Origin of the sequence: Pseudoflavonifractor capillosus, from assembly GCF_016902575.1 — a bacterium.
Classification (GTDB): Bacteria; Bacillota; Clostridia; order Oscillospirales; family Oscillospiraceae; genus Enterenecus; species Enterenecus capillosus_A.
Map to the genome: position 1 here is coordinate 1 of NZ_JACSNZ010000004.1, position 17,446 is coordinate 17,446.

At 50.9% G+C, this 17,446-nt stretch carries 16 protein-coding genes and 1 pseudogene; 7 read left to right on the top strand and 10 right to left on the bottom strand.

What is annotated here, in order from left to right; genetic code table 11:
• Window positions 1–107: 107 nt before the first annotated feature.
• Together H9X86_RS02310 and nrdR are read right to left on the bottom strand one after the other, a co-directional pair.
• The gene (locus H9X86_RS02310) at window positions 108–1,247 is read right to left on the bottom strand and encodes a D-alanyl-D-alanine carboxypeptidase family protein (protein ID WP_204899975.1); all 1,140 of its coding nucleotides are present in this window, start codon (window positions 1,245–1,247) and stop codon (window positions 108–110) included.
• Between the two features lie 124 nt (window positions 1,248–1,371).
• Window positions 1,372–1,827 carry a transcriptional regulator NrdR gene (nrdR, locus tag H9X86_RS02315; RefSeq protein WP_204899976.1) on the bottom strand — a complete coding sequence of 152 codons (456 nt, stop codon included), beginning with the start codon at window positions 1,825–1,827 and terminating at the stop codon, window positions 1,372–1,374.
• 147 nt (window positions 1,828–1,974) lie between these two features.
• Here nrdR and H9X86_RS02320 point away from each other — a divergent pair, with 147 nt between their 5' ends.
• On the top strand, window positions 1,975–2,121 hold the full coding sequence (locus H9X86_RS02320; protein ID WP_204899977.1) for a hypothetical protein: 147 nt from the start codon (window positions 1,975–1,977) through the stop codon (window positions 2,119–2,121).
• Between the two features lie 82 nt (window positions 2,122–2,203).
• Here H9X86_RS02320 and H9X86_RS02325 read toward each other — a convergent pair whose 3' ends face one another.
• Both H9X86_RS02325 and H9X86_RS02330 read right to left on the bottom strand, forming a co-directional pair.
• Entirely contained in the window at window positions 2,204–2,587 is a 384-nt protein-coding gene (locus H9X86_RS02325) for a DUF4363 family protein (protein WP_204899978.1), read from the bottom strand.
• Window positions 2,584–3,264, bottom strand: coding sequence for a DUF421 domain-containing protein (locus H9X86_RS02330; protein WP_204899979.1), 681 nt, complete (start codon window positions 3,262–3,264; stop codon window positions 2,584–2,586). The genes H9X86_RS02325 and H9X86_RS02330 overlap by 4 nt, the downstream gene beginning before the upstream one ends.
• A gap of 180 nt (window positions 3,265–3,444) precedes the next feature.
• Between H9X86_RS02330 and H9X86_RS02335 the strand changes: the two genes are divergently transcribed.
• From H9X86_RS02335 to H9X86_RS02355, 5 genes and pseudogenes are all read left to right on the top strand, one after another.
• Window positions 3,445–4,530, top strand: coding sequence for a carbamoyl phosphate synthase small subunit (locus tag H9X86_RS02335; RefSeq protein WP_346011412.1), 1,086 nt, complete (start codon window positions 3,445–3,447; stop codon window positions 4,528–4,530).
• Entirely contained in the window at window positions 4,530–7,739 is a 3,210-nt protein-coding gene (carB, locus tag H9X86_RS02340; protein WP_204899980.1) for a carbamoyl-phosphate synthase large subunit, read from the top strand. Before H9X86_RS02335 ends, carB begins: the two co-directional genes overlap by 1 nt.
• 15 nt (window positions 7,740–7,754) lie before the next feature.
• A complete protein-coding gene (guaA, locus tag H9X86_RS02345) occupies window positions 7,755–9,296 on the top strand; it encodes a glutamine-hydrolyzing GMP synthase (protein ID WP_204899981.1) in 1,542 nt (513 codons plus the stop codon).
• 317 nt (window positions 9,297–9,613) lie between these two features.
• Window positions 9,614–10,177: a hypothetical protein gene (locus tag H9X86_RS02350; RefSeq protein WP_204899982.1), complete on the top strand. Its 564-nt coding sequence runs from the start codon at window positions 9,614–9,616 to the stop codon at window positions 10,175–10,177.
• Window positions 10,178–10,228: 51 nt separating this feature from the next.
• Window positions 10,229–10,354: pseudogene (locus H9X86_RS02355) on the top strand (TnpV protein); the annotation flags it as partial.
• Window positions 10,355–10,821: 467 nt separating this feature from the next.
• Here H9X86_RS02355 and H9X86_RS02360 read toward each other — a convergent pair.
• From H9X86_RS02360 to H9X86_RS02375, 4 genes are all read right to left on the bottom strand, one after another.
• Window positions 10,822–11,412 carry a DUF7010 family protein gene (locus tag H9X86_RS02360; RefSeq protein WP_204899983.1) on the bottom strand — a complete coding sequence of 197 codons (591 nt, stop codon included), beginning with the start codon at window positions 11,410–11,412 and terminating at the stop codon, window positions 10,822–10,824.
• Complete coding sequence (locus tag H9X86_RS02365; RefSeq protein ID WP_087242999.1) at window positions 11,402–11,869, bottom strand: hypothetical protein; 468 nt, start codon at window positions 11,867–11,869, stop codon at window positions 11,402–11,404. Before H9X86_RS02365 ends, H9X86_RS02360 begins: the two co-directional genes overlap by 11 nt.
• 10 nt (window positions 11,870–11,879) lie before the next feature.
• The gene (locus H9X86_RS02370; protein WP_087166875.1) at window positions 11,880–12,314 is read right to left on the bottom strand and encodes a LytTR family DNA-binding domain-containing protein; all 435 of its coding nucleotides are present in this window, start codon (window positions 12,312–12,314) and stop codon (window positions 11,880–11,882) included.
• A 262-nt stretch (window positions 12,315–12,576) separates the two neighbouring features.
• Window positions 12,577–12,954 carry a TnpV protein gene (locus tag H9X86_RS02375; protein ID WP_021949478.1) on the bottom strand — a complete coding sequence of 126 codons (378 nt, stop codon included), beginning with the start codon at window positions 12,952–12,954 and terminating at the stop codon, window positions 12,577–12,579.
• Between the two features lie 286 nt (window positions 12,955–13,240).
• On the opposite strand from H9X86_RS02375, the gene H9X86_RS02380 reads away from it, so the two are divergent.
• Window positions 13,241–13,732, top strand: coding sequence for a hypothetical protein (locus H9X86_RS02380; protein ID WP_204899984.1), 492 nt, complete (start codon window positions 13,241–13,243; stop codon window positions 13,730–13,732).
• Window positions 13,733–14,147: 415 nt separating this feature from the next.
• Here the strand turns inward: H9X86_RS02380 and H9X86_RS02385 are convergent, their stop codons facing one another.
• Together H9X86_RS02385 and H9X86_RS02390 are read right to left on the bottom strand one after the other, a co-directional pair.
• Window positions 14,148–15,803 (bottom strand): galactose/methyl galactoside ABC transporter permease MglC, encoded by a 1,656-nt coding sequence (locus H9X86_RS02385; protein WP_204899985.1) that lies wholly within the window; start codon window positions 15,801–15,803, stop codon window positions 14,148–14,150.
• 15 nt (window positions 15,804–15,818) lie between these two features.
• A complete protein-coding gene (locus H9X86_RS02390; RefSeq protein ID WP_204899986.1) occupies window positions 15,819–17,324 on the bottom strand; it encodes a sugar ABC transporter ATP-binding protein in 1,506 nt (501 codons plus the stop codon).
• Between the last annotated feature and the right edge of the window lie 122 nt (window positions 17,325–17,446).

Consider the following 17,446-nt stretch of genomic DNA (forward strand, 5'->3'; position numbering starts at 1 on the left):
ATTAGTCTTTCGCAGATGGCAGACCGTACTAACGCCTTTAGGCGTGGCTAGTAACAAAGGGCTTTGCCCGCATATGAAGAACCCCCGGCTATGCCGGGGGGTTCCTATTATGAGTTGGCGGGGAGGAAAAAGAGCACATCCAGCAGTTCCTGGAAGATACCCAGAGTGGTCAGCCGGGGCACTCCGGAGGATGCCACCAGGTCCACCGTTTCATGTTCCTTTCCATCCAGGTATACCACCATTTCTCCCAGCTTTTGTCCTTCCTCCACAGGGGCGGAAACCTCCTGGGGCAGATGAATTTGGGTGGTAATGGAGGCGCTTTGGCTCTGTTGGGTGAGGATGGTGCAGTCACGGGCCAATTCCGGTTGCACCGTGTCCTGCTCTCCCAGCAGCACGGCGATGGGAGGGAGAACCTGGTCGGGGTAGACCTGGGTGAGGGTGTAGTTGGCAAAGCCGTAGTTGAGCAGGGCAGCGGCGCTGTCAAAGCGGTCGCTGGGCGTGGCGGCGTGCATGACCACCGCAATCAGCTCCATGCCGTCTCGTTCAGCGGTGGCGGACAGACAGTAGAGGGCGCTGTCGGTGGAGCCGGTTTTCAGCCCCGTGGCGCCGGGATAGGAGTAGATGAGACGGTTGGTGTTGGTCAGCTGGAATTGCCCTTCTCGCAGAGTGTCCATCCAGATGGTGGTGAACTCCCGCAGTTGAGGATGATTCAAAATCAACTCTCGACTCATCAGAGCAATGTCGTAAGCGGAGGACACGTGACCCTCTGCGGGCAGCCCAGTGCAGTTGCAGAACACGGTGGACTCCATGCCCAGTTCTTTGGCCCGCTCATTCATCCGCTGAACAAAGACGCTTTCGCTGCCAGCTACTGCTTCGGCTAAGGCTACGGCACAGTCGTTGGCAGAGGCAACCGCTACGGCTTTCACCATCTCACGGACGGTGAGTTGTTCCCCTTCTTTGAGCCAGATTTGAGATCCACCCATGGAGCAGGCGTAGGGAGACGCAGTGATAATGTCATCCCAAGACAGCTGCCCGGCATCAATGGCCTCCATGACCAGGAGAAGCGTCATGACCTTGGTCACTGAGGCAGGCTCATAGACGGCGTGGGAGTCCTGCTCAAAGAGCACCTCGCCTGTACTCTTCTCCATGAGAATGGCGGAGGGGGCGGTGATATCTACCTGGGCAGCCCTGGCCGGAATGGGCATCAGGCACAGCACAGCCAGGGACAGGGCGAGCACGGCTTTCATGGCATATATCCCTCATTTCCTGTATGGTGATAACAGAGTATGAGAGGACAGCTCAGACTATGCGTGAAAAGAAAGATCAGGCCCGCTTTTCATAAGGGAAAAGCGGGCCTGATGTTATGATATGTTATCGCTCCTTCAAGAGTTTGTTGAGCTCATCCATGAAGGTGTTGATGTCTTTGAACTGGCGGTATACCGAGGCGAAGCGCACATAGGACACCTCATCCACATCTCGCAGCTTTTCCATCACCAGTTCGCCGATCTGAGTGGAGGGGATCTCCCGCATCAGCTCGTTTTGCAGGGCCTGCTCAATTTCATCGGCAATCCGCTCCAGGGTGTCGGTGGGAACAGAGCGCTTTTCGCAGGACTTGAGCATGCTGCCCATGAGCTTATTTTTGTCAAAGGCCTGGCGGCGGCCGTCCCGCTTGATGACCACTAGGGGCAGACTCTCCATGGTCTCATAGGTGGTAAAGCGCTTGTGACAGGCCAGGCACTCCCGACGGCGGCGGATGCTGCTGCCTTCGTCAGCGGGGCGGGAGTCTACCACCTTACTTTCAGGGTGTGCACAAAAGGGACATTTCACGGGCGGATCATCCTTTCCTTTGTGATGATAAGATTGTTGAAATTATAACATAAAACTTTGCGGGTGTGTACCACTGTGAGAAAATTTTTTTCACACGGTATAAAGAAGAAAGGGCGGTGGCATACTGCTGACAGTGAGGTGATAATCATGGATAAGAATTACAGCCGTACCCCCAGCAAGACCAGCTCTGAAAATTGCAAGCACCAGGGCACCGAGAACCGCAAGAAGCAGTCTCCTGAGAATTGCAAGAAGTCCGGCATGGACAACAAGAATCCCATGGGTAAGGGCTACTAAGCCAGAAACCTGAGGGGAGAGGGCGTGTGCATGAGACCTAAAAGGTTCAGGCACACGCCCTTTCTATTTCATTCCCGCAGTTTTATAAAATGTTTTTCAGCGAGGGGAGCTCAGCCTCTACCAGCAACTCCAGTTGGTAGAGAATGCGGGCGTTGGCAGCAGCATATTCTCCTGGCTGCTCTTGCTGTTGTAAAATGGCCAGAGTTTCCTGAAAGGCAGTGCTCACCTGGTCGATATCATCGTGGTGGAGGGTTGTGTGAAGATAGAACATTTGATTTTCCCAATGCTTCCAAGCCCGCTGGGTCAGGGCAAAGGCTTCATCCCAGTTTCCGGCCTCTACTTGTTGTTGCGCCTGATTCAGCTGAAGGGAGAGGGAGCGGGTCTGCTGCGTGAGATACCATACGTGGAGGGAGGTGAGGCCCAGCAGCGAAGCCAGGAGCAGCAGGGAACACACCAGTCGTCTCATTGTACGCCCTCCTTAGGAATGCAGCAAGTGTGACCCAGGTCGTCCACCGTCATAAGAAACACCTGCTTGTGGGAGGAGAGACCTCGGGCCTGGAGCTGTTGGGTCAACCATTCATCCCCGTAGCCCCGTCCCCGCAGGTCTTGGGATAACAGCCGCCCGTCGCTGATTAAAACCAGGGGCAGCCCAGGTTCATCCGGAGATAAGCCCATCTGTCCAGCGGTGGCGGGCTGCTGAGCGGCATAGGGGAGTACAGATAGTTGGCCATTGGTTTCAAGGACTGCGGTATGGATTTCCTCCAGGTAGGGGTGGCCCAGGATCCGCAGTTCCTCCATGAGTTCGTCCAAGGTCAGGCGGTTGGCACGCAGGGCTTGTTCCACCACCCGTCCCTGACGCACCACCACGCTGGGACGCCCGCTGAGGAGGGTGCGAAAGCGGATGGATTTGGTGGACAGAATGGAGAGAATGGAAGCGATGGACAAAAGCACGATGATGGGGATGACTCCAGCCAACAGGGGAATGCCATTGTCCTGCATGGGGACGCTGGCCAAATCGGCAATGATGAGCGCCAGGGTCAATTCTGAGGGTTCCAATTCTCCCAGCTGCCTCTTTCCCAGCAGACGGATACCTACCACCAGTAGAGCGTAGAGTACCAGCGTGCGAATGAGCACTACAAACATGAAAACACCTCCGGCAAAATGTGGCTTATTGAACATTTTGCCCGTGAAGCAATGGGGATATGCCTGCCCTTTGGCCATAATTCCGGTTTTTATGGCAAAATAAAAAAGCACATCAGAATTTCTTGTATTTTAGCTGCTTTTGCGATAGAATAAACCAAGTATATATAAAAGGTGGGATATATGTTGAAGGCAACTTTGATTCTGGCCAATGGTGCTATGTTCCAAGGTCGATCCATCGGAGCCACCGCAGATCGTGTGTGTGAGATGGTGTTTAACACCTCTATGACCGGGTATCAGGAAATTTTGACCGACCCCTCCTATGCCGGACAGGGCGTGGTCATGTCCTATCCCCTCATCGGCAACTATGGAGTCAACCATGAGGACAACGAATCCTCCCGTCCCTGGGTGGAGGCGTTTGTGGTGCGTCATCTGTCTCCTCGGGGCAGCAACTTCCGCTGCGAGGGCGAGCTCAACGACTTTTTGAAAGAACACAATATTACAGGTATTGAAGGGGTAGACACCCGTGCCCTGACCAAGATCCTCCGCAATCAGGGAAGCATGAACGGCATGATTACCTGTGCGGAGCATTTTAATGTGGCGGAGATTTTGGAAAAGCTCCGTGCCTATAAGGTAGAGGGCACCGTGGAGCGGGTCACCCGCAAGGAGCAGGAAGTGTTCCCTGCTGTGGGTGAACAGAAGTACCGTGTGGCGATGATGGACTACGGCGTGAAGCAGAACATGATCGACTGTCTGTGCCGCCGTGGCTGTGAGGTCACCGTGTTTCCTGCCACTACCGCCGCTGAGACGGTGCTGGAGGGTGGTTTCGATGGTGTGATGCTTTCCAACGGCCCTGGCGACCCCGCCGAGAATGTGGAGTGCATTGCTCAGCTCAAGAAGCTGTATGACAGTGATATCCCCATGTTCGGCGTGTGTCTGGGCCACCAGATGCTGGCTCTGGCCACTGGTGCTTCCACTGGACGTCTGGACTACGGCCACCGTGGCGGCAACCACCCCGTGCGGGACATCGCCGAGGGCCGGGTGTTTATCACCAGCCAGAACCACGGCTACATGGTACTGGCCGACTCCGTACACCCTGAGGTGGCCGAGATCAGCCACATCAACGTCAACGACAACACGGTGGAAGGCCTGCGCTACAAGCGCCCCAACTGCTTTACCACCCAGTTCCACCCCGAGGCCAACGCCGGCCCCCGGGACACCGAGTATCTGTTTGACCGTTTCATCGCATCCATGGGAGGTGACAAGTAATGCCTAAGAATCCTGAAATCAAGAAGGTACTGGTGCTGGGCTCCGGCCCCATCGTCATCGGCCAGGCCGCTGAGTTTGACTACGCCGGTACCCAGGCTTGCCGTGCCCTGAAGGAAGAGGGCCTGGAGGTGGTACTGGTCAACTCCAACCCCGCCACCATCATGACCGACAAGGACATTGCCGATCATGTGTACATTGAGCCTCTGAATATCCCCACCGTGACTCAGGTCATCGAGAAGGAACGGCCCGACTCCATTCTGCCCACCCTGGGCGGTCAGACCGGCCTGAACCTGGCCATGGCTCTCCACGAGAACGGTACCCTGGCCAAGTACGGGGTGAAGCTGCTGGGCACTTCCCCCGAGTCCATCCGTAAGGCCGAGGACCGCCAGGGCTTTAAGGACTGCATGGAGGAGATTGGTCAACCCTGCGTCACCTCTGAGGTGGTGGAGAGCGTGGATGCGGCTGTGGAGTTTGCCAACTCCATCGGCTATCCCGTCATCGTCCGTCCCGCCTACACCCTGGGCGGCACCGGCGGCGGCATTGCCTACGACGAGCCCTCTCTGCGGGAGATTGCCGACCGCGGCATCAACCTCAGCCGCGTCAACCAGGTGCTCATTGAGCGCTGCATCGCTGGTTGGAAGGAAGTGGAGTTCGAGGTGCTGCGTGACTCCGCCGGTAACGTCATCACCGTGTGCTCCATGGAGAACATTGACCCCGTGGGCGTGCACACCGGCGACTCCATCGTGGTGGCTCCCACCCAGACTCTGGCCAACGAGGAGTTCCAGATGCTGCGTACCGCCGCTCTGGATATCATCTCTGCCCTGGAGATCGAGGGCGGCTGTAACTGTCAGTTTGCTTTGAACCCCGACAGCTTTGAGTATGCTGTCATCGAGGTCAACCCCCGTGTGTCCCGCTCCTCTGCACTGGCCTCCAAGGCCACTGGCTATCCCATTGCCAAGGTGGCTGCCAAGGTGGCACTGGGCTATACTCTGGATGAGATTCCCAACGCTGTTACCGGCAAGACCACTGCCTGTTTTGAGCCTACCCTGGACTACTGCGTGCTGAAGATCCCACGCCTGCCCTTTGATAAGTTTACCACCGCCAGCCGCACCCTGGGCACCCAGATGAAGGCCACCGGCGAAGTGATGGCCATTGCCAACTCCTTTGAGGGCGCCCTGATGAAGGCCATCCGCTCCCTGGAGCTGAACGTGCGGGCTTTGAAGCTGGATAAGCTGGATGACCTCTATACCGACGAGGTGGAGGATCTGCTGGCTCAGGTCACCGACGAGCGCCTGTTCGTGGTGGCTGAGGCGCTGCGCCGCGGCGTGTCCCCCCATAAGATCAACCAGATCACCAAGATGGATCTGTGGTTCCTGGACGGTTTCAAGCGCATCATTGACATGGAAGAGCGCCTGAAGGCTTGCCGTGGTGTCCCCGATGTGGATACCCTGAAGGAAGCCAAGGAGATGTGCTTTGCTGACAGCTACATTGGAAAGCTGTGCGGTATGGAACAGAAGGACGTGAAGGCTCTGCGGGAGAAATACGGCATCGTGCCCTCCTTCAAGATGGTGGACACCTGTGCTGCCGAGTTCGACGCAGAGACCCCCTATTACTACTGCACCTATGACGGTGAGAACGAGGCCAACGACGGCGAGCACGACCGCAAGAAGGTGCTGGTGCTGGGTTCTGGCCCCATCCGCATCGGCCAGGGCATTGAGTTCGACTATTGCTCTGTGCACTCTGTGTGGGCATTGAAAAAGCTGGGATATGAGACCATCATCGTCAACAATAACCCCGAGACCGTGTCCACCGACTTTGATGTGGCCGATAAGCTGTACTTTGAGCCTCTGACTGCCGAGGACGTGCAGAACATCGTGGAACAGGAAAAGCCCGACGGCGCCGTGGTGCAGTTCGGCGGTCAAACCGCCATCAAGCTGGCCAAGGCGCTCACCGAGATGGGGGTACCCATCCTGGGCACCTCCTCTGACGGTGTGGATGCAGCTGAGGACCGTGAGCGTTTCGACGAGATCCTCAACCAGTGCCGCATTCCCCGTGCCAAGGGCCGTACCGTGTTCACCACCGAGGAGGCCCTCCAGGCCGCCCATGAGATTGGCTATCCGGTGCTGGTGCGTCCTTCCTACGTGTTGGGCGGTCAGGGCATGGAGATCGCCTATAACGACCGCAACATCACTGACTTTATGCGCATCATCAACCGCACCGTCCAGGAGCACCCCATTTTGATCGATAAGTATCTCATGGGCCGTGAGGTTGAGGTGGACGGCGTGTTTGACGGCGAGGACATTCTGATTCCCGGTATCATGGAGCATATCGAGCGGGCTGGTGTTCACTCCGGTGACTCCATCTCTGTCTATCCCACCATCCATGTGGAGGATAAGCACAAGGAGACCATCCTACGCTATACCCGGGATCTGGCCAAGGCTCTGGGTGTGATTGGCCTAATCAACATCCAGTTTATCATCTACAACGATGATGTGTACGTCATCGAGGTCAATCCCCGTTCCTCTCGTACCATCCCCTATATTTCCAAGGTTACCGGAGTGCCCATCATTGATCTGGCCACCAAGGTGATGGTTGGGCAGAAGCTGAAGGACCTGGGCTACGGCACTGGCATCTACAAGGAAGCCGACTATTACGCTGTGAAGATGCCTGTGTTCTCCTTCGAGAAGCTCACCGACGTTGACACCGGCCTGGGCCCTGAGATGAAGTCCACCGGCGAGGTGCTGGGCATTGCCGAGTCCTTCCCCCAGGCACTGCTCAAGGCCTTTAAGGGCGCCAACATGCGTGTGCCCAAGAAGGGCGGCCGTATCATCATCACCGTCAAGGACGAGGACAAGCAGGAGATTGTGGGCATTGCCCGTGGCTTTGCCGATATGGGAATCGAGATTCTGGCCACTGCCGGAACCTGTGAGGTGCTCAAGGCGGCTGGCGTGCCTTGCACCCAGGTGGCCCGTGTCTCCGAGGCTCACCCCAATATCAGCGATATGATTGCCTCCGGCACCATTGACCTGGTCATCAATACCCCCACCAAGGGCCGCCGTCAGGATACCGACGGATTCAAGATTCGCCGGGCTACGGTGGAACACTCTGTGGGCTGTGTCACCGCCATCGACACCGCCCGGGCCATGCTCACCGTCCGTGAGCAGAGCCGCAGCGCAGACCTGCGCCCCATCGACGTGACTACCATCTAAGGGAGGAAAACCAGTATGGCACATCAAACTGTCATCGTGCTGGACTTCGGCGGTCAGTACAACCAGCTCATCGCCCGCCGTGTGCGTGAGTGCAACGTCTACTGCGAAGTCAAGCCCTATACCACCCCCTTGGCCGAACTCAAGGCCATGAACCCCATCGGCATCATCTTCACCGGCGGCCCCAACTCCGTGTACGAGGAGGGGTCTCCCAAGGTGGATCCTGAGATCTTTACCTGGGGCGTGCCTGTGCTGGGCATCTGCTACGGCTGCCAGCTCATGGCCCACACCCTGGGTGGCCAGGTCACCCCCGCCCAGGACGACACTGCCCGGGAGTATGGTAAGACCGAGACCTGGTACAATACCAATAGCCCCATCTTCAAGGGCCTGCCTGAGCAGGGCATCTCCTGGATGAGCCATGGCGACTACATGGCTCAGGTGCCTCAGGGCTTTGAGCTGGTGGCCCACAGTGCTAACTGCCCCAACGTGGCCATTGCCAACGAAGAGAAGGGCTTTTATGGCGTGCAATACCACCCCGAGGTCAACCACACCGAAAACGGCTTGAAGATGATTCGCAACTTCCTCTATGAGGTGTGCCACGCTGCTGGCGACTGGACCATGGAGGACTATAAGAACACTGCTATTGCAGCCATCCGTGAGAAGGTGGGCGATGGTAAGGTGCTGCTGGCTCTGTCCGGCGGCGTGGACTCCTCTGTGTGCGCTGCGCTGTTGGCCGAGGCTGTGGGCAGCCAGCTCACCTGTGTGTTTGTGGATCACGGCCTCATGCGTAAGGATGAGGGCGACGAGGTGGAGGCCGCTTTCTCCAAGTGGGCCATGAACTTCGTGCGAGTGGATGCCGAGGCCCGCTTCCTGGCCAAGCTGGCTGGTGTGGACGAGCCTGAGCGCAAGCGCAAGATCATCGGTGAGGAGTTCATTCGTGTCTTCGAGGAAGAGGCCAAGAAGATCGGCGCTGTGGACTTCCTGGCTCAGGGCACCATTTACCCCGATGTCATTGAGTCCGGTGCCGGTGATGCCGCTGTCATCAAGAGCCACCACAACGTGGGCGGCCTGCCTGACTATGTGGACTTCAAAGAGATTCTGGAGCCTCTGCGCCTGCTGTTTAAGGACGAGGTGCGTCAGCTGGGCCGTGAGCTGCAGCTGCCTGAGTACCTGGTCAGTCGTCAGCCCTTCCCCGGACCTGGTCTGGCCATCCGTGTCATCGGTGACCTGACCAAGGAGAAGTTGGACACCCTGCGGGAGGCCGATGCCATCTATCGCGAGGAGATCGCAGCCGCTGGCGAGGATAAGAACATCAACCAGTATTTCGCTGTCCTGACCAATACCCGTTCCGTGGGCGTCATGGGTGACGGTCGTACCTACGACTACACTCTGGCCCTGCGTGCTGTCACCACCAGCGACTTTATGACAGCTGACTGGGCACGCATCCCCTATGATCTGCTGGACAAGATCAGCGTCCGTATTGTCAACGAGGTGCCTGGCATCAACCGTATCTGCTACGATATCACCTCCAAGCCTCCTGCCACGATTGAGTGGGAATGATTTCAGAGACCCGGAAAACCCCAGTATTTATACGGGTTTGCGGCATTTACAGCTTGAATCGCTGATTCGTTTTTGCAACAGTTTTGCAACACATCACGCACAAAAAATTTTACAACAGATGAAATAACTGTCGATGGTTATTCTGCCGCTTCAAAACCAATCAGGGGGAAATTTGCTACTATATACTTCTAAAACTACAATCGCCGGTAGGATATTTGCTAACCAATAAAACTAACCTGACCGGTAAGTTGCTTTATGACATACTAGGCAAGAAAAGAAGACCGATTGATCAAAGTTCAGAGAAGGAGCGATGAGAGATGAGTTTGTTTAAGAGGAAATCAAAGGTTAATGGGAATTCTGAGGAAAAGCTGCAGAAAATTCCACACCAGAACAAGCCATCAGTGGCCCGGTCAGTTTCTGTCTGTCTTTTGGGAGCAGAGGGTGTAGGAAAATCCACTTTGATACATACGCTGGAGCGGTTTGCTGGGTTCCCCGGGGCTTCACACACGGAGGACAGCTGTGTTTTGCTTTGGAAAGACGTGCAGATTACAGTATGGGAAACTCATTTGTGCCAATTGAAAGAGGGGACTGTGCCTCATGCGGATTTTTGGTATTTTATAGTTGGAGTGGATGATGGAATGACGGCCGATCTGTATCAGGTGCTGGAGGATGCCGCTGCTTTGCCATTCCGGGGTGTTTTTATGAGTAAAAGCGACTGCCTTTCTTTCATTGAAGATACCGAGTTCATTGAGGACCTCAAATTGGAAATTGAGGGATATTTAGAGGAATACGATATCATTACGGAGAAGTTTACCTTTATTCCGGGCTCGGCTTACAACGTAGAGATAACTGAATTTTTAGATGATATCATTCGACAGTAAATTTTCTGCCAAAATAGCCTGTCTGACCTGTGTTGATCGCTTACATCCTGTAGCTTGAACAGTCACCTTGCCGATATTGACGCACAGGCGGAAGATATATTTCTTCGGCTGGTAAAGCAGATGGCAGAGCGTGAAGGTATAACCGAACCGCTCAAAGCAGAAAATCAAACAGAATAGGTCGGATGAATTGTCCTGTCGGTTGCTGTCCTTTCCATTTTGATTACAGCTCCTTTGGATGCTCTGGGAGTGAATGTACCATATAAACGGCCATTGCAAAGAGAGTGAGACAATTTTGTAGCTATTAGGTGTGGATTTTCTTAACAAAATAGCTTATAATTTGAGTCGAAACATATTGCTATTATCCGCAGTTACAGAGCGAGTGTTATCAATGCCGATAACAAAATGATAACATTAGCCCGTATAGGCAGGATAATATGGATACATCAAATAATCAAAAGCACCACGAATACGACAGAGAATAATCTCTAAACAAAATTGATTAGGCTTTGTCGAGTGGGAATAAAGAAATTAACCCCGGAAACCGTTGGATCCCACGGTTTCCGGGGCTTCTTTATGCATATTGGCTCTACTTTGGCTCTATTTCTCTGATGGAGCATTATTTTTAGAGTAATATCGAAAGGCTTTTATAATATTTTTCGTGCTGTCTGAAGAGACATCTTTGACTTAACCTTTTTATTTTCAAGAATTAGCAAACTACAGAAAATTATCTCTGTGATAAGCATAAATACCGCCACAAAAAATGTCGGAGCATATATCCCAAGCAACAATACAATAATCGGTATCAAAATAGAAAAAACATAATATGTTTTTGATTGATATAGCCAACCATATGGCAAAAGGTGGGCTCCAAAAATTATAGCATAAACCATCAGCATTTTTTCTGGCATAACTGCATATACCCACATAGCAATCAATATATAGAGCATTTGATTAAGTGAAATAAGTAACCCCAATCCTGAAAGTGGATTTTCTTTATTTTGAAAATCAATTTTCAAAATTTTCGAGAGTAAAAAAGCCAACGGAACTAATGGTGTTGAACAGCAAAAGGTGAATAAGTTTTTTGACAAAATCGGCAATGAGGATATATGGATACCTAAGACTGCTACCCAAATGAAAACAGAAGCAACAATAAAATGCAATCCTCTTTTTTGTTTTCTTATATTATCTTCTCTCAGTTCTTGCAATGATGATACTAACTCTTTTCTATTTCCCATTTACATTTCTCCTTTGTTGTTGATATTTTATCAAAGCTTGCGTATAAATTTCTCCTTGCTTATTGCTATACCTCTGGTATATTGCAATACAAATGAAATAAAGAACACATATAATTCCGATAAAAACTAACCACTGAATAAATGTCCCTATACCGCTAAAAAATCCCATCCAATAGAAGTTTAGACACTCGTATAAGCTAAGCAACACCATAAAGCAGGTTAATCTTTTTGTGAAAGTCCAATTTTTAATAAAAACCTTTGTAAAAAGAATATTAAAAATCAGCACGCCACCAATCACAAAAAACAGTAGTTTAGTTAACATACTTACCGAAATTTGTTGCTGATTGGAAATATGACAATATGCTATCCAGATGATAAGAAGCCACGTCGTGCAAAAAGCAATTCCATTTCTCATCCAAACGAAAAATTTTATGATATCATTTTTGTTGTTTTTCATTGCCATCCTCCTATATTGATAATAATTTCCGCACAAACGGGACATATTTTCTGGAAATATATAATAACTCTCCATTACACAACGTTACTAAAATGGTACGATTTAACTCTGGTTTTAGGGAACGGATTTTATTTATGTTTACAATAAGTGACTTTGAAATTCGGACAAAGTCTTTATCGGATAAAATTTCCTCCAGTTCATATAATCTTTGTTTGATTTCCATAACATCTTCCTGCGTGTATAAAAATGTATGATTATCTACAGATTCAAAGTATAATACTTCTGATAAATTTACCCAAAATTGTGTACCGTCTTTTTGGGCATACAATTTATTGTCAAATGATTCGATATGCGATTTTAATCTCATTACTTCATCATCAATTTTATTGCACTGAATAACTACGCTTAATGTTTCTTTTATGTGCTCAATAATCTGAATATCCATACCGCACCTCCTTCGATTATTATAATATAATCATTCATATTTTTTTCTCAACGGGTTTGTTGTAAGAGGTACAAAATCTGGCATTAAAATGCCATTAACTGAGCAAACGGAGTATACCCTACCCGCCGTCTATAACAAATGTTAAGTAATATAACGCTTTTCGGTGTCAAAAGCCTTGTTTAAGCGGCTCATAGAGCATAAAATAGGGCGGGTAAGTTATCCCTACTCGCCACGATTTTACAGTCAAATTCGTTACAATGCTTTAATTGTAGATGTTTTCCTCATTCACAACCTCCATAGCACACGCCCGTATGTTGTTCATTCGACCAACCCACTCTAAGGTGTTTTCAACCTTTAACTGCTCCGTGATACCCTGTGCCTGTTTCATCTGCTCTGTGAGTATTTCAAAGCGTTCTTGTGCCTGTCTGTCAATGTCGGCAAGGTAAGTGTTCAGCCTGCCGCTTGTCAATAGCGTTGTGTATGTATTTCTGTGGTATTCTTTCAGATACCGCAAGTGCCGCTGTCCCCACAAACCGATAGGTTGTTCTTTTTCGGCTGGTAAGATAAAACAAGGAATATAATAATCTCCTTGCAGTTCATACCACATACCATTTTTATCATCGTAAATGTACTTGTCCATTGAAAAATCCTCCGTTATAATATATTCGCACATACATCACAGTTCTCCGATTGCCACACTCTGTTATATCTTGTTGTGAGATTTTCTTGCCCTTGTATTTGCCCTTATGAGCAAAGAGGGAAAGAATAAACTTGTGTGTAATCGTATAAAGAGATAAGGCGAACACATTGCGATAAATCCTTTATTTTCAAGGCTTTTGGAGGATTTTATTAAAACACTGTAACCTCTGTTGAGAGGTCATAATTTACTGATATTCAAATTCCAATTCGAAAGCGAGTTGATTTTAATGTTAATTCTAATGCTACTAATGGAAGGTATAGTATTATGTTTTATACTTTTAATGTTTTGTGTTATTGGTATAGCAAATGGTCCTGAAAAATTTACTGTGTTTTACGAAAAGAATGTTCAAGAAAAAGCAATAAAATTAGGATATACTACTCAAAAAGAAATAAAGAAACAAACCATTATATCAATTATAGTTTTATACTTGCCTTGTTTTATTCTTGTGCCATTAATGGTTTGCTATGTAAATGGTGCAAAAGAGTTTGGAAATATTTTTATACAAAGTTTATTTATAATGTATATAATGGGACTATTTGATCGATTTTTTGTTGACTGGTATTGGGTAGAACATACAAAAGCGTGGAATATACCCAATACAGAAGAATTAAAACCTTATATTCCTACAAAAATGAAAATAGTTAAATGGTTGGGAACCATAGTTGGATTTGCAATAATTGCTTTAATTATTGCTTTAATAATGAGTAAGATGGTTTAAAAATTTATATTTCTAAGAAGGTTAGTTTATTTTTGAGGATAACTTTTCTTGGCTCTATTTTGGCTCTAATAATTTGGAACTAGAAAAATAACCGATGAAAGGGATAGAATACGAACATAAAAAGACACAAAAGTGTACTGAAAAATACCTAGATTATACCATCCGCACCCGAGTGGGAATAAAGAAATTAACCCCGGAAACCGTTGGATCCCACGGTTTCCGGGGTTTCTTTATGGGGCTTGAGTGCGAGGTGAGTGCACTTATCATATAGTTTGACGCCGATGAGATGTGGATACCTGCACCCAACGGCAGGGGAGGGGAGAGGTGCTCAAACCGAGATGGAAAAAGACATCCCCCACAGCGACAGCTGTGGGGGATGTCTCATGTGTATTTGTGTTGGAAGCAGTGAGAAGAATTACTTCTTCTGGACGTACTTCAGGCAGTCCAGAGTGACGGCCACCAGGATGATGATGCCGGAGAACACGAACTGCAGGTTGGTGTCGATACCCAGAGTGGTCAGGGCGTAGGTCAGAGCGGTGAAGATGCACACGCCGACCACGACGCCGGAAATCTTACCGATACCACCGGTGAAGGACACACCGCCCACAACGGCAGCGGCGATGGCGTCCATCTCCCAGCCTTGGCCGTAAGCAGCGGAACCGGAGCCCACCATGCGGATACACTCCAGCCAAGAGCCGAAGCCATAGAGAATACCAGCCAGGATGAAGGCACCCACGGTAACAGCGAACACGGAGATACCGGACACGGAAGCAGCTTCAGGGTTGCCGCCCACAGCGTACAGGTTCTTACCAAAGGTGGTCTTGTTCCAGATGAACCACACGATAACCACTGCGGCCAGAGCCCACAGGATGATCGTGGGGAATGTGCCGATCTTGGGGATAATCATGCTGGGAATGGTGGATTCGATGGCGCCGAAGGACACGCCCTTGGTGCCGTAAGTGACCAGACCAAAGATGACCAGCATGTTAGCCATGGTGGCGATGAAGGGGTGCATCTTAAACTTGGCGGTGAAGAAGCCGGCGATGGTGGTAAAGACGGTGCACAGCACGATACAAACAACCAGAGCCAGAATCACACGGGCGGGAATGGACATGTTGGTGAAATCGAAGATGTGCCCAAACACGGAGCCAGTGTTGATGCCCTTGTGCATGATGATGGTGGCGGCGGTCATACCCATACCCATCATACGGCCGATGGACAGGTCAGTACCAGCCAGCATGATCAGGCCGGCAACGCCCAGAGCCAGGAACATACGGGGAGAGGCCTGCTGGAGAATGTTCAACACGTTGTTTACCGTCAGCAGCTGCACACCCTTGACTGCGGGGGTGATAAAGCACAGGGCGATAAAGATGACCAGAATGGCCAGATACAGACCGTTCTTCAGCAGGAAGCTACGGGTGTTGAAGGTGTAGCGGTAGTTCTCGATCTTCTGAGCCATGGACTCAGCGAAGGTGAACTTGGACATCCGCAGCATGTCAATGAGGTGATACTGATGCTCGTAGGCAGCATGGCGGCGATCCTTGATCTCCTGGAGATCCTTGGAGAGCACCATCTTGGCATCAAAGAGACGATTTTTGTGGACGTACTTCTCGTCTTTGATCTCTTGGGCATCGGTGAGCTTGGCCAGAGCCTTCTGGTGCTCCTGCTCCAGCTCAGCCACAGTGGCGCGATATTTTTCCTGAGCGAAGGCTTTTTCTTCTTTGCAGCTAGCAGCCACGGGCTGGTAGTAGTCCTGCTTGAAGTGAGCCTTCAGATAGGTCTCAGCGTCGGCAATGAGTTTGGAGACCTCGGCTTTGTTCTTGGCTTCCACAGCCTTGGCCTTCTCCAACTCCTTACGCCAGCCGGAGGCAATGGAGTCCTTCTCCTGCTGGGTATAGATGCGATCCCGCTTCAGACTGTCCAGATTTGCCTGAATCTCTGCAACCTTGTCGGAACCGTCTGCCCGGAGGGCATCGATCTTCGCTTGAATGCTGCCGACGTATTCGTCGATGGACTGACGGAGCTTGTCCTCCTGCTCAGCCGTCAAAATATTTGTTTTCACAGGTGCCATATGCAACTTCTCCCATTAAAGGTATTTTGCGCTCAAACGCAAGAGCTCTTCCTGATTGGTCTCCTTGGTGTTGACGATGCCGGAGAGGCGACCGTTGGACATCACGCCGATGCGGTTGGTGATACCCAGAATTTCGGGCATCTCGGAGGAGACCACGATGATGGTTTTGCCCTGCTTGGCCATATTGATAATCAGTTCATAGATCTCATACTTGGCACCCACGTCAATGCCGCGGGTAGGCTCGTCCATCATGAAGATTTGGGGTTCACGCTCCAGCCAGCGGCCGAAGATAACCTTCTGTTGGTTACCACCGGACAGACTGGTGATCATGTCCTCGGGGCCCATACACTTGGTGTGCATGATTTTGAGTTCCTTGTTGGTGGCCTTCACCATCTTAGGATCAGACAAAGCCAAACCGCTCTTGTACTGATGGAGGTTGGCAATGGTGGTATTGAAGGTCAGGTCACACTTGAGGAACAGACCGTTGGCTTTACGTTCCTCGGTGATCAGAGCGAAACCGTGATCGATAGCTTCCTTGGCGGAGTTGAAGTTCATCATCCGGTTGCGGAAGTACACACGGCCAGCAGCACGGGTACGGATACCGAAGATGGTCTCCAGCAGTTCAGTACGGCCAGCACCCACCAGACCGTACAGGCCGAAGATCTCGCCCTCCTTTACATCGAAGGAGATGTCCTTCAGGTGGGGGGCAAACTTGGTGGACAAGTGCTGCACGGACAGGATGGTGTCCCCGGGCGTGTTGTCCACAGGGGGGAAACGGCTTTCCAGAGAACGGCCCACCATGGCGCTGATGAGCTCGTTCATGTTGGTCTCCTTGGAGGGCTTGGTCATGACCAAGTTGCCGTCACGGAGCACGGAGATCTCGTCGCAGATCTCAAAAATCTCGTCCATCTTGTGGGAAATGTAAATCAGAGAGATGCCCTGATCCCGGAGCATTCTCATCATCTCAAAGAGCTTGTCCACCTCTTTTACGGTCAGGGAGGAGGTGGGCTCGTCCAACACGATGACTTTGGCGTTGTAGGAGATAGCCTTGGCGATCTCACACATCTGCCGCTGAGATACGGACATGTTGCGCATGGGCTGGGTCAGGTTCACGGTCAAGCCCAGCTTACGGAACAAGTCAGCGGCCTTTTTCTTCATGATGCCTTCATCTACGATGCCGGCGCTGGTGGGATAACGGCCCAGGAACAGGTTATCCATTACATTGCGCTCCAGGCACTGGTTCAGCTCCTGGTGCACCATGGCAATTCCGTTTTCCAGGGCGTCCTTGGGGCCGGAGAAGTTGATCTCCTTGCCATCGAAGTAAATTCTGCCCTCGTCCTTTTGGTAGGTGCCGAACAGGCACTTCATCATCGTGGACTTACCAGCGCCGTTCTCGCCCATCAGGCCCATAACAGAGCCGCGCTTTAGATCCAGATTGATGTGGTCAAGTACCCGGTTGCGACCAAAAGACTTGCACATACCACGGATTGACAGGACAATATCGTCTTTTGCATCTGCCATTCTAGTTACTCCTGTTTACAGATTGACAGTTCCAGTGGCTCCACTGACGCTGTCGAGGTTTACCACAGATAAACTATTAGGGAGAATTCCTTCTGCCGTACAGAGAATTTCTTCTCCTGGAC

Excerpts from the sequence above, each read along its gene's own strand:
- H9X86_RS02310 (WP_204899975.1), bottom strand. The coding sequence starts at position 1,247 with ATGAAAGCCGTGCTCGCCCTGTCCCTGGCTGTGCTGTGCCTGATGCCC.
- H9X86_RS02320 (WP_204899977.1), top strand. The coding sequence starts at position 1,975 with ATGGATAAGAATTACAGCCGTACCCCCAGCAAGACCAGCTCTGAAAAT.
- H9X86_RS02325 (WP_204899978.1), bottom strand. The coding sequence starts at position 2,587 with ATGAGACGACTGGTGTGTTCCCTGCTGCTCCTGGCTTCGCTGCTGGGC.
- H9X86_RS02330 (WP_204899979.1), bottom strand. The coding sequence starts at position 3,264 with ATGTTTGTAGTGCTCATTCGCACGCTGGTACTCTACGCTCTACTGGTG.
- H9X86_RS02335 (WP_346011412.1), top strand. The coding sequence starts at position 3,445 with ATGTTGAAGGCAACTTTGATTCTGGCCAATGGTGCTATGTTCCAAGGT.
- carB (WP_204899980.1), top strand. The coding sequence starts at position 4,530 with ATGCCTAAGAATCCTGAAATCAAGAAGGTACTGGTGCTGGGCTCCGGC.
- guaA (WP_204899981.1), top strand. The coding sequence starts at position 7,755 with ATGGCACATCAAACTGTCATCGTGCTGGACTTCGGCGGTCAGTACAAC.
- H9X86_RS02350 (WP_204899982.1), top strand. The coding sequence starts at position 9,614 with ATGAGTTTGTTTAAGAGGAAATCAAAGGTTAATGGGAATTCTGAGGAA.
- H9X86_RS02360 (WP_204899983.1), bottom strand. The coding sequence starts at position 11,412 with ATGGGAAATAGAAAAGAGTTAGTATCATCATTGCAAGAACTGAGAGAA.
- H9X86_RS02365 (WP_087242999.1), bottom strand. The coding sequence starts at position 11,869 with ATGAAAAACAACAAAAATGATATCATAAAATTTTTCGTTTGGATGAGA.
- H9X86_RS02370 (WP_087166875.1), bottom strand. The coding sequence starts at position 12,314 with ATGGATATTCAGATTATTGAGCACATAAAAGAAACATTAAGCGTAGTT.
- H9X86_RS02375 (WP_021949478.1), bottom strand. The coding sequence starts at position 12,954 with ATGGACAAGTACATTTACGATGATAAAAATGGTATGTGGTATGAACTG.
- H9X86_RS02380 (WP_204899984.1), top strand. The coding sequence starts at position 13,241 with ATGTTAATTCTAATGCTACTAATGGAAGGTATAGTATTATGTTTTATA.
- H9X86_RS02385 (WP_204899985.1), bottom strand. The coding sequence starts at position 15,803 with ATGGCACCTGTGAAAACAAATATTTTGACGGCTGAGCAGGAGGACAAG.
- H9X86_RS02390 (WP_204899986.1), bottom strand. The coding sequence starts at position 17,324 with ATGGCAGATGCAAAAGACGATATTGTCCTGTCAATCCGTGGTATGTGC.